The sequence below is a fragment of the Mesorhizobium sp. CAU 1732 genome, from assembly GCF_039888675.1.
Taxonomy (GTDB): Bacteria; Pseudomonadota; Alphaproteobacteria; order Rhizobiales; family Rhizobiaceae; genus Aerobium.
Window position 1 is genome coordinate 298,791 of sequence record NZ_JBDQQR010000002.1, and the last position, 13,738, is coordinate 312,528.

A 13,738-nucleotide genomic window follows, 5' to 3' on the forward strand; every position below is an offset into this window, starting at 1 on the left:
CATGAGGCTACTCTTTCTTGGCGACATGGTGGGACGATCCGGCCGCACGGCGGTCTGGGAACGGCTGCCCGGTCTGATCTCCGACTTCCGGCTCGACTTCGTGATCGTCAATGGCGAGAACGCGGCCGGCGGCTTCGGCATCACCGAAGACATCTTCCGCAGCACGATCGACGCGGGCGCCGATGTGGTGACCACCGGCAACCACGTCTGGGACCAGCGCGAGGCGCTTCAGTTCGCGCCGCGCGAGGAGCGGTTCATCAGGCCGGCGAATTTCCCGATCGGCACGCCGGGCCGGGGCACAGGCCTGTTCGAGGCCCGCAACGGCGCGCGCGTCTTCGTCACCAACATCATGGGCCGGGTGTTCATGCATCCCGAACTCGACGACCCGTTCCAGGCCGCGGAGCGCGAGCTTTCCGCCTGTCCGCTCGGCGAGCAGGCGGACGCCGTGGTGATCGACTTTCACGCCGAAGCCACCAGCGAAAAGATGTGCATGGGCCATTTCGTCGACGGCCGCGCCAGCCTCGTCGTCGGCACCCACACCCATCAGCCCACCGCCGATCATCAGATCCTCAATGGCGGCACCGGCTACATGACCGATGCCGGCATGTGCGGCGATTATGATTCGTCGCTGGGCATGGACAAGGAAGAGCCGCTCAACCGCTTCCTGTCGAAGGTGCCGAAAGGCAGGTTCGAGGCGGCAAGCGGCCCGGCGACCATCTGCGGCGTCGGCATCGATATTTCCGACCGCACCGGCCTTGCCGAGCGGATCGCACCGCTGCGGCTCGGCCCGCGTCTGGAAGAAACGGTCCCCGCTTTCTGGTAGGCCTTTCGGAACCAAACACGCGGTCGCGGATTTCAGGCACGCGCCGCCGCAGTTGACGGACCCCGGCGCCAGTCATACTTCTTTCCAATTCGTATTCAGCGCGCGCGCTCGGGGACCATGACGATGGAATTTCTCGCAGGCTACTTCGATTGGACCAGCGATCCGACTGCCTGGGTCGCGCTGGCGACCCTCATCGCCCTGGAAGTCGTCCTCGGCATCGACAATTTGATCTTCATTTCCATCCTGTCCAACAAGCTCCCCGAGCATCAGCGCGTGCGCGCCCGGCGTCTGGGCATCGGTGCGGCGTTGATCATGCGCCTGATACTGCTGGCCACGATCGCCTTCATCGTGCAGTTGACGCAGCCGGTCTTCACGCTCTTCGGCGAGCCGTTCTCGTGGAAGGACCTCATCCTTCTGGTCGGTGGCCTCTTCCTGGTCTGGAAGGCGACGAAGGAAATCCACCACACGGTCGATCCCGTCGATCAAAAGGAAAACGTCGTCAGCCGCACGATCAGCGTGACCCTGGGCGGCGCGGTCTTCCAGATCCTGCTGCTCGACCTTGTCTTCTCGATCGATTCCATCATCACCGCCGTCGGCATGACCGAGCATATCGCGATCATGTACATCGCCGTCATCGTCACCGTGGCCGTGATGCTGCTGGCGGCCACGCCGCTCGCGAACTTCATCGCCCAGAACCCCACCATCGTCATGCTTGCGCTAGCGTTCCTGCTGATGATCGGCATGACGCTGATCGCGGAAGGCATGGGCTTCCACGTGCCCAAGGGCTACATCTACGCCGCGATGGGCTTCTCCGCCCTGGTCGAGGGTCTCAACATGCTGTCCCGGCGCAAGCGCGCCGCGGACAAGGGAGCGGAGACAGACGCCACGCATTGAGGGACCGCGAACGCCGGACAAAGGGGGATGCGCCCGCGCATCCCCCTTTGTCGTTTGTGCGCGGGGTTGAGCGATCCTGAATGCGTTGGAACGGCTTTGCTCGAACACCCCCTCCACCGCCTGCGGCGGTCCCCCTCCCCCGCTCCGCAGGGGAGGAACCAGCGCGGCGGCCGTTCGCTACCTGGATCCTCCCCCATTTTCATGGGGGAGGGGGACCGCCGAAGGCGGTGGAGGGGGTGTGTTTTCAGCCAAAACCTGAAACGACCTAAACCCCCCTCAGCACCAGGATCGTCGGCCGTCGCGGCAGGTCGCGCAGCGAGACCGAGAACGAGGGCTCGTCGCGCATGTCGACGTCGAACGTCTCGCCCATGGCTGCCGTGAACTCGCCGAGCGGGGTCGCATGGCGGTGCATCGGCAGGATGATCGACGAGAACAGGCGCTGCGTGATCTCGCTCACCGCGCCGACGGACAGCGTCATGCCGCCGTCGATCGGGACCATCACGATATCGAGCCGGCCGATCGCGCCGTAATGGGCGTCTTCGAGGCGATGATGCAAATGGCCGAGATGGCCGATGCACAGGCCCGCGACCTCGAAGATGAAGATCGAGTTGCCGCCCTCCTCCATCTCGCCCCAGCGGCGGATGTCTGTGGGAACGTTGCGCACATAGACGTCGTCGACCACGACGGCATGTTTCGCCGGCCCGCCTTCGGGGTTCCAGCCTCGCAGCACATGTTCGATCGCCGGGTCGGGCAGTTCGGTATAGTGCGTGCGATGCGCCTTGTTCATCGTCACGATGCGCGGCAGCGGCTCGGAGCCGTAGAGCCCGGAGAAATCGGTCGCGATGCGCACGCCGCCCGGCGTCTCGATCACATAGGTCGAATGCCCCGCATAGGTGATCGTCACCTCGCCATCCACGAAGGTCTGGGCCGGCGTGAAACTGGCATAGGTCACGTTGGGCATGGCCTGCGCGATCGCCAGGCACTGGCTCGGCACCGGCTCGTCCTGCTGTTGCGCGGAGGCCGGCGTGAGCCAGAGCGCAATCAGAAAAGCGGTGGTCGACGCGAGATTGCGGGCAAGGCGCATGGCGAACTCCCGATGGCCGACGGCATGTCGTCGTGTCAGCCTAAGCCCTCGAACCGGCACCGCCACGGTTTTCGCGGCACCGCAGCTTCACGATTTCGCGAGAGACAACGGCGGCCGCGACTTCTGGACGTGCGACGGCGATTTCTTTATAAGGCCGGCAATTCAACGAAAATCCCGAACCGTCCGCAACAGGGGTGCCATGGCAGGCCATTCACAGTTCAAGAACATCATGCATCGCAAGGGCCGCCAGGATGCGGTTCGATCCAAGATGTTTTCCAAGCTCGCGCGCGAGATCACCGTTGCCGCCAAGATGGGCGCGCCCGATCCCGACATGAACGCGCGCCTGCGCCTTGCCGTCCAGAACGCCAAGGCTCAGTCGATGCCGAAGGACAACATCCAGCGCGCCATCAACAAGGCGTCGGGCGGCGATGCGGAGAGCTATGACGAGGTTCGCTACGAAGGCTACGGTCCCGGCGGCATCGCGGTCATCGTGGAAGCACTGACCGACAACCGCAACCGCACCGCATCGAACGTCCGCGCGGCCTTCACCAAGGCCGGCGGCGCGCTGGGCGAAACTGGCTCGGTCGCCTTCCTGTGGGATCGCGTCGGCGAGATCGTCTACAAGCCGGAGGCCGGCGACGCCGACGCGGTGATGGAAGCCGCGATCGAGGCCGGTGCCGAGGACGTGCAGTCCGACGAGGACGGCCATGTCATCCTCTGCGCCTTCGAGGATATCGGCGACGTCACCAGCGCGCTGGAAAAGACGCTCGGCGAAGCTGAATCCGTCAAGACCATCTGGAAGCCCCAGACCTTGACGCCGGTCGACGAGGACCGCGCGCAGTCGATCCTCAAGCTCATCGGCACGCTGGAAGACGACGACGACGTCCAGAACGTCTACGCCAACTTCGAGGTCGACGACGAGACGCTGGCCAAGCTCAGCGCCGCCTGACGTGTAACGCCGGCGAGGCGGCCGCTGATGCGGCCGCGCGCCTTGCCGCGACACGCTCACCTGCCTACTGTCTCCCGCGAAACAGGAGAACCCGATGCGCTTTGAAGGAACGGCGGCCTATGTCGCCGACAAGGATCTGATGGTCGCGGTCAATGCGGCGATCAAGCTGGAACGTCCGCTTCTGGTGAAGGGCGAGCCGGGCACCGGCAAGACGGAACTGGCCAAGCAGATCGCATCGGCGCTCGGGCTCGATCTCCTCGAATGGAACGTCAAGTCGACCACGCGCGCGCAGCAGGGTCTTTACGAATACGACGCCGTCTCGCGCCTGCGCGACAGCCAGCTCGGCGACGACCGCTTCAACGACATCGGCAACTACATCCGCCACGGCAAGCTCTGGGAGGCCTTCGAGGCCGACCGCAAGGTCGTGCTCCTGATCGACGAGATCGACAAGGCCGACATCGAGTTCCCGAACGACCTTCTGCAGGAACTCGACAAGATGGAGTTCCACGTCTACGAGATCGGCGAGACGATCCGCGCGAAGCAGCGCCCGATCGTCATCATCACCTCGAACAACGAGAAGGAACTGCCGGACGCCTTCCTGCGCCGCTGCTTCTTCCACTACATCCGCTTTCCCGACGTCGAGACGCTGTCGCGCATCGTCGAGGTGCATTATCCCGGCATCAAGCAGAACCTCGTGCGCGCCGCCCTGACGCAGTTCTACGAGGTGCGGGACGTACCGGGGATCAAGAAGAAGCCGTCGACGTCGGAAGCGCTCGACTGGATCAGGCTGCTCGTCGCCGACGACATCGACCCCGCCGACCTGCGCGCCGACCCGAAGAACGCGCTACCGAAGCTTCACGGCGCGCTTTTGAAGAACGAGCAGGACGTCCATCTCTTCGAACGCCTCGCCTTCATGGCACGGCGGCAGTAACCCGGTCAGACGGTCCGCGCCCGCATCCGGCCGTCGCTCGAATCGGCCCAGCGAAGTTCGCCCGCATGCAGCATCTTGTTGACGTGCGCGTGCACCTCCGAAAAGGCGAACGACATCTGGTGCGCGTCGAGCGTGCGGTGGAACAGCACCGGCACCAGATCGGCGACCGATTTCGGCTCCTGCCTGCACGCATCCGCGATCAGCGCGCAACGCTCCTCGTGATGCGCGATCAGTTCGGCGCAACGCGTATGCAGCCCGTGGAACGGCAACTGGTGGCCGGGAAGCACGAACGCGTCGGCCGGGACCGCCTGTGGTATGGCCCGCAGCGAACGCAGGTAGAGACCGAGCGGATTGCCCTCCGGATCGACCGCCCAGACGCTGACATTGGGCGTGATCTTGGCCAGCACCTGGTCGGCTGCCAGAAAAATGTTCTCCTCGCGCAGATAGAGCATCAGTTGCTCGGGCGCATGCCCGTCGCCCGCCATCACGTCGAAGGCCCGCCCGCCGATCGTCAGCGTATCGCCGGCCACCAAACGGTGGAAGGTGGGCGGCAGGGGCGCGACCATACGCAGGTAATTGTGGCCCTGCGTGGCCACCAGCGCGGCGGTCGAGGGATCCATGCCGTGCTGGAGGTAGAAGTCGAGATACGGCTTCGCCTCGAGCGCCTCGGGCCGCAGCGAGATGTTGATGCAGCCGAGATAGCAGGTCTGGCTGGTCAGGAGCGGCAGTTCGAAGCGCTGGCACAGCCAGCCCGCGAGCCCGATATGGTCGGGATGGAAATGCGTCACGATCAGCCGCGTCAGCCTGCGCCCAGCGAGAGGCCCGGCGACCAGCGCTTCCCAGACATCGCGCGTCGGCTGGTCCGCGATGCCGGTGTCCAGCACCGCCCAGCCGTCGCCGTCCTCGATGAGGAAGATGTTGACGTGATCGAGCCTGAAGGGCAGCGGAATGCGCGTCCACAGGATGCCCGGCGCGACCTCCGTCACCTCGCCCGTCTTTGGCGGTTCGGCGAAGGGAAAGCTGAGCCGGGCGGGCTCGGCGGCATTGGCTTGGGTCGGTCGATTGAGCACGGCGGCCTCTGGCTTTTGGTCGGACAGGCTCGCCCGGCGGTTGCCGAGGCTTAGCGGCGCGAACCGAGCCTGACAAGTCTCATAAGCCGATGCCGGTATCGGCCAGCGACAGCCCCATCGATGCGGCCGTTGCTGGCCCTGTCGTGACCGCACCGTCCTGTCACAACGTACACCCAACCAATTCAAGCCGGAGTGCACCATGTCAGAGCCGACGATCCGCCCCTTGTCCGAAGGCGACCACGCCGACTGGAAGCGCCTCTGGACCGACTATCTCACCTTCTACAAGGCGAGCGTTTCCGAAAGCGTCTACGCCTCGACCTGGAAGCGCCTCTTCACGCCGGGCGAGTTCGAGCCGCGCGGCTTCATCGCCACCATCGACGGCAAGGCCGTCGGCCTCGTCCACTATCTCGACCACCGCTCCTGCTGGTCGGAGGTCAACAATTGCTACCTGCAGGATTTGTTCTCCGACCCAGGCGCACGCGGCAAGGGCGTCGGCGCAGCACTGATAAAGGCCGTGAAACAGGAGGCCGCGTCCAGGGGCATCACCAACGTCTACTGGATGACGCACGAGACCAACGACACCGCCCGCAGGCTCTACGACCGCGTCGCAAGGCGGACGGGGTTCATCGAGTACGATCTGCTATGATGCGGGATCGAAGTCGCCGAGCATGATGCACAACCGCGCTTCGTCCGGCCGCAGAAGCGATTGTACCTTGCGATGCAGCCTGGCGTCGGCCGTGATCAGCCGACACTCTTCCAGTTGCGCAAGCGCGATGTAGAAACAGTCATAGACCGCATGATCCAACCGAACCGAGAGATCGACGGAAAGCGGGACCAACTCCCGCATCGAAGCGGTCTGCACGGCGAAATCATCGATCACCGTCGTTGCTCGCATCGCCTCGCCTCCCGATAGCTCGCCGCGCCGCATCATCTTCCATACGATGTTGGCGCATTCCGCATAGATGAGTTGCGGCGCTATGAGCCGATACGAGCCAACCAAGGCTTCCGCATTGCTGGAATCAGCCTCGGGGACCACCCATTTGATCGCAACACTCGCATCAACGACGAGTGTCTGCCGGATCACCGTTCGTCCCTAGATTCACGCAGGAGTATCTCGGACGGCGTGTGGTATCTGTCCTTCAGGCTGTCCCGGAACTCCGCCGCCCTGCGCTTCCAGTCCTCGACATCAACCTGAGGTGCGGGATCCCACACCAGAGCCTTAGTTAGAATTTCCCGATGCTCAGCCTCGGCCGAGCGGCCGTTGCGGGCAGCACGCTCCTTCAGGCGGCGGACGATCTCGTCATCGACATTGCGTACATGCAGGCTGGCCATGGTTCGCTCCTTGGACGGCGATGATAGCATTTTGCTAGCAAATCGTCCATCTTGCCTTCGGCGCCCGACGCGCGCAAAAAGCAACGATGTTCATACCCTTCTTCCTCGAGCTCAAGGCAGCCAAGGTTCCGGTCTCGCTGCGCGAGTATCTCACCCTGCTCGAAGGCATGGAAGCCGATCTCGTCACCTACGACGTCGAGGGCTTCTACTATCTGTCGCGCGCGGCACTGGTGAAGGACGAGCGCCACATCGACCGCTTCGACCAGGTCTTCGGCCACGTCTTCAAGGGCGTCGAGGCGGTGTCGGGCGAAGGCGCGGTCGATGTCGCCAACCTGCCCGAGGAATGGCTGCGCCGGCTCGCCGAAAAGCACCTCACCGACGAGGAAAAGAAGCTGGTCGAGGCGCTCGGCGGTTTCGAGAAGCTCATGGAGACGCTTAAAGCACGCCTCGAAGAGCAGAAAGGCCGCCACCAGGGCGGCTCAAAATGGATCGGCACCGCCGGCACCTCGCCCTTCGGTGCCTATGGCTACAATCCCGAAGGCGTGCGCATAGGCCAGCACGAGAGCCGCCACCGCCGCGCGGTCAAGGTCTGGGACAAGCGCGAGTTCAAAAACTTCGACGATTCCGTCGAGCTCGGCACCCGCAACATCAAGGTCGCGTTGAAGCGGCTGCGGCGTTGGGTGCGCGAGGGAAGCCTGGAGGAGCTGGACCTGCCCGGCACGATCCACGCGACGGCCGAGCATGGCTATCTCGATGTCCAGACCCGGCCCGAGCGGCGCAATGCGGTCAAGCTCCTGATGTTCTTCGATGTCGGCGGCTCGATGGACGACCACATCAAAATCGTCGAGGAACTGTTTTCGGCCGCCCGGGCCGAGTTCAAGCACATGGAATATTTCTACTTCCACAACTGCCTCTACGAGGGCGTCTGGAAGGACAACCGCCGCAGGCATGCCGAGACGATCCCGACGATGGACGTGCTCCACAAATACGGCCACGACTACAAGGTGATCTTCGTCGGCGACGCGTCGATGAGCCCCTACGAGATCGCCTATGCGGGGGGCTCGGTGGAGCACTGGAATCCCGAGGCGGGCGTGGTCTGGATGAGCCGCGTCATCGCGCAATGGCCGAACGCCGTGTGGCTCAACCCGATCAAGGAAAAGCACTGGGGCTACACGCACTCGATCGGGATGATCCGCGAGCTCGTCTCGCAGCGCATGTACCCGCTGACGCTGCGCGGGCTGGAAAATGCGACCAGGGAACTGTCCCGAAAGCATTGAGCGCGGCAGCCCGCAAAGCGAGTTTCACAGGCGCGCAATCCTAGTCGGTCAGCGCAAAGATTGTGTGCCAGGTCGATCCCGCCGAGTAAAACCCGCGCCGACTCAGTTCACGCAGCACGGCCCGCATGTGCTGCGCGCCGTATACGACCGCGATCTGCTTGGTTTCGCCGGATGAGCTATCCAATTCCCTTGCCAGACATTCGACCAAGCGCTTGTCGCGCGAATGGAGGAGCGCATTTTCGAGGGATTCCACCTCGCCACTCCAGCCCAGTATCTCGGCAGCGGATTTGCGGTCTTCCAGCGACATGTTCTCGGCAAGCCGCTCTCGCGAAGCAAAGTAACGCAGATAGATCCCGTATAGCGGAGCCAGTACCGCCACGAACAAGCGAATCCATAACGGAATCTTTCGCCATTCATGGTGAAATTCTTCCGGGGCGAGGTCGGCAAGGACTATCCGGGCAGGAACGTTTTCCTGAGTTGGAGTTCTAGGCTGACGGACCAGTCGCAGCTTCCTGAAATCGAGCCATCTGTACGAACGGGTGAGATTCCGGTTAACAGACGAACGAAGCCCCTCCGTTAAGACCACGTCGGAGAAAAAAGCTTTTTCGAATACCTGTCGGTAGAATTGATCTTCGCCAACATGAACCATGGGGTAGAGAGTGACCGACACGGAACTGTCCCTGCTGACGAACACCGTATGGGCCGCTCGCAGTCCGAGCGGCGAGGTTTCCAGAATCTGCATCGTGTGTAGTAGCGCCCCGCCCCTGATCTTGGACCATATCCGCAGGCGTATAACACTTGGTCAAGATGATTTTGGCACTACATATGATGCATCGAGGGAATGGAGTTAGCCATGGACACCCACACCTATCCCGTCACCCGCACCGATGCGGAATGGCGCGCGCTGCTGACGCCGGAGCAGTATCAGGTCATGCGCCAGCATGGCACGGAGCGCCCCGGCAGTTGCGCCCTGCTCTACGAAAAGCGCGCCGGCACGTTTTCCTGTGTCGGCTGCGACCAGCCTCTGTTCGAATCGACGCTGAAATTCGAGAGCGGCACCGGCTGGCCGAGCTTCAACGACCCCCTTCCCGGCTCCGTCGAGACCACGGAAGACCGCAGCTACGGCATGGTCCGCACGGAATGCCATTGCGCCACCTGCGGCAGCCACCTCGGCCACGTCTTCCCCGACGGCCCACCCCCCACCGGCCTGCGCTACTGCATCAACGGCGTCGCGCTGAAATTCGAGGCGGCCTGACGGCTCGGATGGCTTCGGTTGGGATGGCATAGGGTGAGCCCGGTTTGGCTGAGCGGGCTTCACCGAGTTTGCTGTGCGACGTTGACGGTTGGCGACGAATTCCCCCGCCCACTTCGTCATCCTCGGGCGGAGCAGGAACGAAGTGACTGCGCAGACCCGGGGATCCATGCCTCGCCGGTCCCGCCGCTCGGTGGTGCAGAACCCTGGTACTTACCCGGTCACCGGAGACCCCGGACATCCCGCACCACCGCGCCCGTCACCAACGGGCGAGGCATGGATTCTCGGGTCTCCCTCCGCTGCGCTCCGGTCGCCCGAGAATGACGAAGTTGAGGTGGAGATCGCCGGTGGAGAGAATTTCACATCGCCGAAACCGTTTCCGACGCCCGATCAATCACTTGCGAAATACCCCCTCCGAACTCCCCGCCATTTTATCCACCCCCCTCCCAACCCCCGCGATAATCCCCCCGCCCTGACCAAATGGGCGGAGGATGCGATGGACTGGAAGGCCGCGATCGAGACGAACCGTCAGGCGCTGAAGCGCGTGCTGGTAACCCTTGTGGCGATGGCCGGCATCACCGGCGGTGGCGCAGACCGCACCCTGCCGCGCCATCTCCACCGCGCCGTGCTGCGGCTGCTGCGTCCGGCCGAAGCGGCAGTGCGGCGGCTGGTCATCGTGGCCGCGCGTGACATGGACCCGCCGCCGACGCCCAAGGCGACGCCACCAGCGCCTGTCGTGCATCGCAAACCGGTGGCTCACCCCGGCATGGCTCCAAAAACCCCGGCCAGAACCCTGACCCTGCCGCTGTTCGATCCGCTGCCGCGATGGCGCGGACGCAGGCGGCCGACTGCACTTGGCGTGCCGCGCATCCGCGTTCCCGGCTTCAGCGCGCCGTCCATGGTCGCCTTGCGCCATCCGCCTCGGGCCGACGATCCGGTCGATGCCGCGCGGCTTACGCTTCGCCTGCAGGCGCTCGGTCGCGCGCTCGACGATCTGCCCGCCCACGCCCGCCGCTTCGCGCGCTGGCGGGCAAACCACGACGCCGCGGCCACGCAAAACAGAAACCATGACGCCGCACTTGACCCTCCCTTTTGCGGGAAGGGTCGGCAGGCCGTCCCAGCGGAGCGAAGGGTTGCGAGACGGGGTGCGGGTGTTCGCCGCGTCTGGCCGTTGCGTCCCGGCCGTCCGCCGGGCTGGCAGAAGCGGCCAACCCACGAGGTCCACGACGCGCTCGCCACCCTCCATGGCCTGGCTCTCTGGGCAATGGAGCCGCCCGACACATCATGATGGCGGGGGACGGCGAACGGATTCCTGAAATGGCCAGACCGGAAACGGGGCGTGGCAGCGAGGACGCGCGCCTACGCCAATCGCGTCTCGACAAGCCGGACCCAGAAGCTCACGCCGGCGGGGATGGCCTCGTCGTCGAAATCATAGGCCGGGTGATGCAGCCCCGCCGTATCGCCATTGCCGATGAAGACGAAAGCGCCCGGCCGCGCCGTCAGCATGTGCGAAAAATCTTCGCCCGCCAGCACCGGCTTGACCGCCACGTCCAGCGCCCCCTCGCCAACCACCTGTCGCGCGACCTGCGCCACGAAGGCCGCCTCGTCCGCCGGATTGAAGGTCACCGGATGCGCCTGAACGTAATCGACGCTGACCTCGGCACCGTTGGCTGCGCCGATGCCGGCACAGATGTCGCCGACCCGCCGCTCGACGCGTGCTGCGTCGGCCATGTCGAGCGCCCGCGCCGTGCCCCAGATTTCGATCGTTTCGGGAATGATGTTGAAGGCCGTGCCGGCGATGACGCGCGTTACCGTCACCACGACGGAGGCGATCGGGTCCGTCTCGCGCGACACGATCGTCTGCAGCGCATTGATGATCTGGGTACCGGTGATGATCGGGTCGATCGTGGTGTGCGGCCGCGCCGCGTGGCCGCCTTTGCCCTTGATGCCGATGGTGAACTTCGCCGTCGCCGCCATCATCGGGCCCGGCGCGACGGCGATATGCCCCGTCGGAATGCCGGGCATGTTGTGCATGCCGTAAATCTGCCTGATGCCGAAACGGTCCATCAGCCCATCGGCCAGCATCGCCTTGGCGCCGCCGCCGATCTCCTCGGCAGGCTGGAAGATCACCGCGACGGTGCCCGCGAAATTGCGCGTCTCGGCGAGGTATTTCGCAGCCCCGAGCAGCATCGCCGTATGGCCGTCATGCCCGCATGCGTGCATGCGTCCCGCAACCTTCGAGGCGTGGGCGGCACCGCTGTCTTCCGCGATGGGAAGCGCGTCCATGTCGGCCCGCAGGCCGATCGTCGGCCCGGTGCCAAGGCTGCCGTGGATCAGTCCGACGACGCCCGTCTGCCCGACGCCGGTGACGATCTCGTCGCAGCCAAAGAGGCGGAGGTTTTCGGCGACGAACCGCGCCGTCTCGTGAACCTCGAAACCGATCTCCGGCGCTTCGTGCAGCCGCCGGCGCCAGCCGGCGATTTCGGCCTGCATCTCGCTGGCGCGGTTGAGGATCGGCATTCTGTCTCCTTCAGTCCGTCAAGCCTGCCGCAGGAAGCGGCCGACTCGGCGGGCAAGTCTAGGAGCGGAATGCAGCGATCGCCAGACCGGCCGGACTTATTCCATGCCGAGCGCGGCCATGTAGAGGTCGAGGATCGCTTCTTCTTCCTCGCGCTCCGCCTGGTCCTTCTTGCGAAGCCGGATGATGGTGCGGATCGCCTTGGTGTCGAAGCCGGTGCCCTTGGCTTCGGCGAAGACTTCCTTGATGTCGTCGGCGATCGTCTGCTTCTCTTCCTCGAGGCGCTCGATGCGCTCGATGAAGGCGCGAAGCTGGCCCGAGGCAACGGTTTGAGCGGAATCGGCTGTGATGTCCTCGGCCATGTCGGTCTCCAGAAGGGTTGGCAGCGACTCGTGGCCGCTCAAGATCGGCGCTTGGTTGCCTCACCCCGCCGCGACGGTCAATGGTCTTTCGGCCGGTTGGTCTCGAATGCTGACTTCTTCTGGTCGGATGCGTCCGTCTGGTATTTCGCCTGCCACTCGGAATAGGGCATGCCGTAGATGATTTCGCGAGACCTGTCCTTGTCCATTTGCACACCCGCCTCGTTGGCGGCATCGCGATACCAGTTGGACAGGCAGTTGCGGCAGAAGCCGGCGAGGTTCATCAGGTCGATGTTCTGGACATCGGTGCGCGTGCGCAGATGCGCGACGAGCGTGCGGAACGCCGCCGCCTCAAAATCGCGCTGCTGGTCCGGGGTGAGCTCGGTCATCGTCTGCTCCTTGGCGGTCATTCGATCAGATCGGCCCGGTACGGGAGCCGAATTGCTTCACGACATGCATATCGGGCAGCCGGTTGATCTCTTCAAGGATCGGCACCAGCCGTTCCACCCACGAATCGATGCCCTGCCTCGTCGCGATCAGATCCTGCCTGATCTCGATCAGCGCATGCGCGTAGCCGTTGACGATGGCGTGGCGATACATCGTGTCGCCGCGCAGCGCGCCGTCATAGGGCTCGTTGTCGCCCACGACCATGGCCGGGTCGCGTGCCAGCATGTCGAGCAGCGGGCGCACGGCACGGTCGTCACTGTCCCACAGGATGCCGACATGCCAGGGCCTCGGCCGGCCCTGCATGGCGGGCGTGAAGGAATGCACCGAGAAGATGAAGGGGGCGTGCCCGCTCTCGGCCGCCACGGAAGCGATCACGGACCCGACCGCGTCGTGATAGGGGCGATAGTAGCGGTCGAGCCGACGCTCGCGCTCGTCGTCGCTCATCGGGTAGTTCGCCGGAACGATCGTGCCGTCATAGAGCTGGCGGATCAGCGTCGGGTCGTCCTCGCCGCGATTCGCGTCGATCAGCAGGCGCGAGAAATGCGCCATGACGGCAGGCACGTCGAGCGCCGCAGCAAGCCCCCGCGTCACGGCCTCCACGCCGATGTCATAGGCGATGTGGCGGTCGAATTCCGCAGCCGGCAGGCCGAGGTCGCCATACTCCTGCGGCAGTTGCCTGCCTGCATGGTCTGCGAGCAGAACGAGGCCGCGCGACCGGTCGCCATCGATGGCTTCGAACGGGGCGAAGAGGGCGTCGCGGGTCATGGGCGGGGTTTGATCCGTATAGGGCAAAGGGTGAACC

Annotated in this window: 17 protein-coding genes; 8 read left to right on the plus strand and 9 right to left on the minus strand. The window is 64.5% G+C overall.

The window, feature by feature from the left end:
* Window position 1: 1 nt before the first annotated feature.
* Together AAFN55_RS19145 and AAFN55_RS19150 are read left to right on the plus strand one after the other, a co-directional pair.
* Window positions 2–823, plus strand: coding sequence for a YmdB family metallophosphoesterase (locus AAFN55_RS19145; protein WP_347800567.1), 822 nt, complete (start codon window positions 2–4; stop codon window positions 821–823).
* 123 nt (window positions 824–946) lie between these two features.
* Window positions 947–1,717, plus strand: a complete 771-nt coding sequence (locus AAFN55_RS19150; protein ID WP_347800568.1) for a TerC family protein — start codon at window positions 947–949, stop codon at window positions 1,715–1,717.
* 265 nt (window positions 1,718–1,982) lie between these two features.
* On the opposite strand, the gene AAFN55_RS19155 is transcribed toward AAFN55_RS19150, so the two are convergent.
* Window positions 1,983–2,801 (minus strand): MBL fold metallo-hydrolase, encoded by an 819-nt coding sequence (locus AAFN55_RS19155; RefSeq protein ID WP_347800569.1) that lies wholly within the window; start codon window positions 2,799–2,801, stop codon window positions 1,983–1,985.
* Between the two features lie 199 nt (window positions 2,802–3,000).
* Here AAFN55_RS19155 and AAFN55_RS19160 point away from each other — a divergent pair, with 199 nt between their 5' ends.
* Together AAFN55_RS19160 and AAFN55_RS19165 are read left to right on the plus strand one after the other, a co-directional pair.
* Window positions 3,001–3,750: a YebC/PmpR family DNA-binding transcriptional regulator gene (locus tag AAFN55_RS19160; protein ID WP_347800570.1), complete on the plus strand. Its 750-nt coding sequence runs from the start codon at window positions 3,001–3,003 to the stop codon at window positions 3,748–3,750.
* A gap of 94 nt (window positions 3,751–3,844) precedes the next feature.
* On the plus strand, window positions 3,845–4,681 hold the full coding sequence (locus tag AAFN55_RS19165; RefSeq protein ID WP_347800571.1) for a MoxR family ATPase: 837 nt from the start codon (window positions 3,845–3,847) through the stop codon (window positions 4,679–4,681).
* Between the two features lie 5 nt (window positions 4,682–4,686).
* Here the strand turns inward: AAFN55_RS19165 and AAFN55_RS19170 are convergent, their stop codons facing one another.
* Window positions 4,687–5,751, minus strand: a complete 1,065-nt coding sequence (locus AAFN55_RS19170) for an MBL fold metallo-hydrolase (RefSeq protein WP_347800572.1) — start codon at window positions 5,749–5,751, stop codon at window positions 4,687–4,689.
* Between the two features lie 199 nt (window positions 5,752–5,950).
* Here AAFN55_RS19170 and AAFN55_RS19175 point away from each other — a divergent pair, with 199 nt between their 5' ends.
* Entirely contained in the window at window positions 5,951–6,397 is a 447-nt protein-coding gene (locus AAFN55_RS19175) for a GNAT family N-acetyltransferase (RefSeq protein ID WP_347800573.1), read from the plus strand.
* Here AAFN55_RS19175 and AAFN55_RS19180 read toward each other — a convergent pair.
* Both AAFN55_RS19180 and AAFN55_RS19185 read right to left on the minus strand, forming a co-directional pair.
* A complete protein-coding gene (locus tag AAFN55_RS19180; RefSeq protein WP_347800574.1) occupies window positions 6,392–6,835 on the minus strand; it encodes a type II toxin-antitoxin system VapC family toxin in 444 nt (147 codons plus the stop codon). The genes AAFN55_RS19175 and AAFN55_RS19180 overlap by 6 nt on opposite strands.
* The gene (locus tag AAFN55_RS19185) at window positions 6,832–7,083 is read right to left on the minus strand and encodes a hypothetical protein (RefSeq protein ID WP_347800575.1); all 252 of its coding nucleotides are present in this window, start codon (window positions 7,081–7,083) and stop codon (window positions 6,832–6,834) included. The genes AAFN55_RS19180 and AAFN55_RS19185 overlap by 4 nt, the downstream gene beginning before the upstream one ends.
* An 86-nt stretch (window positions 7,084–7,169) precedes the next feature.
* Here AAFN55_RS19185 and AAFN55_RS19190 point away from each other — a divergent pair, with 86 nt between their 5' ends.
* Window positions 7,170–8,360: a VWA domain-containing protein gene (locus AAFN55_RS19190; RefSeq protein WP_347800576.1), complete on the plus strand. Its 1,191-nt coding sequence runs from the start codon at window positions 7,170–7,172 to the stop codon at window positions 8,358–8,360.
* A gap of 40 nt (window positions 8,361–8,400) precedes the next feature.
* Here the strand turns inward: AAFN55_RS19190 and AAFN55_RS19195 are convergent, their stop codons facing one another.
* Complete coding sequence (locus AAFN55_RS19195; RefSeq protein WP_347800577.1) at window positions 8,401–9,102, minus strand: hypothetical protein; 702 nt, start codon at window positions 9,100–9,102, stop codon at window positions 8,401–8,403.
* 111 nt (window positions 9,103–9,213) lie between these two features.
* Here AAFN55_RS19195 and msrB point away from each other — a divergent pair, with 111 nt between their 5' ends.
* Complete coding sequence (msrB, locus tag AAFN55_RS19200) at window positions 9,214–9,615, plus strand: peptide-methionine (R)-S-oxide reductase MsrB (protein ID WP_347800578.1); 402 nt, start codon at window positions 9,214–9,216, stop codon at window positions 9,613–9,615.
* A gap of 493 nt (window positions 9,616–10,108) precedes the next feature.
* Window positions 10,109–10,900 carry a hypothetical protein gene (locus AAFN55_RS19205; RefSeq protein WP_347800579.1) on the plus strand — a complete coding sequence of 264 codons (792 nt, stop codon included), beginning with the start codon at window positions 10,109–10,111 and terminating at the stop codon, window positions 10,898–10,900.
* A gap of 71 nt (window positions 10,901–10,971) precedes the next feature.
* On the opposite strand, the gene AAFN55_RS19210 is transcribed toward AAFN55_RS19205, so the two are convergent.
* The 4 genes from AAFN55_RS19210 to AAFN55_RS19225 all read right to left on the minus strand — a co-directional run bounded on the left by AAFN55_RS19210 (window position 10,972) and on the right by AAFN55_RS19225 (window position 13,701).
* Window positions 10,972–12,132: a M20 aminoacylase family protein gene (locus AAFN55_RS19210; protein WP_347800580.1), complete on the minus strand. Its 1,161-nt coding sequence runs from the start codon at window positions 12,130–12,132 to the stop codon at window positions 10,972–10,974.
* Between the two features lie 96 nt (window positions 12,133–12,228).
* Window positions 12,229–12,492 (minus strand): DUF2312 domain-containing protein, encoded by a 264-nt coding sequence (locus tag AAFN55_RS19215; protein ID WP_347800581.1) that lies wholly within the window; start codon window positions 12,490–12,492, stop codon window positions 12,229–12,231.
* A 77-nt stretch (window positions 12,493–12,569) separates the two neighbouring features.
* Complete coding sequence (locus tag AAFN55_RS19220; RefSeq protein WP_347800582.1) at window positions 12,570–12,878, minus strand: DUF1244 domain-containing protein; 309 nt, start codon at window positions 12,876–12,878, stop codon at window positions 12,570–12,572.
* Between the two features lie 25 nt (window positions 12,879–12,903).
* Complete coding sequence (locus AAFN55_RS19225; protein ID WP_347800583.1) at window positions 12,904–13,701, minus strand: N-formylglutamate amidohydrolase; 798 nt, start codon at window positions 13,699–13,701, stop codon at window positions 12,904–12,906.
* Window positions 13,702–13,738: the final 37 nt, after the last annotated feature.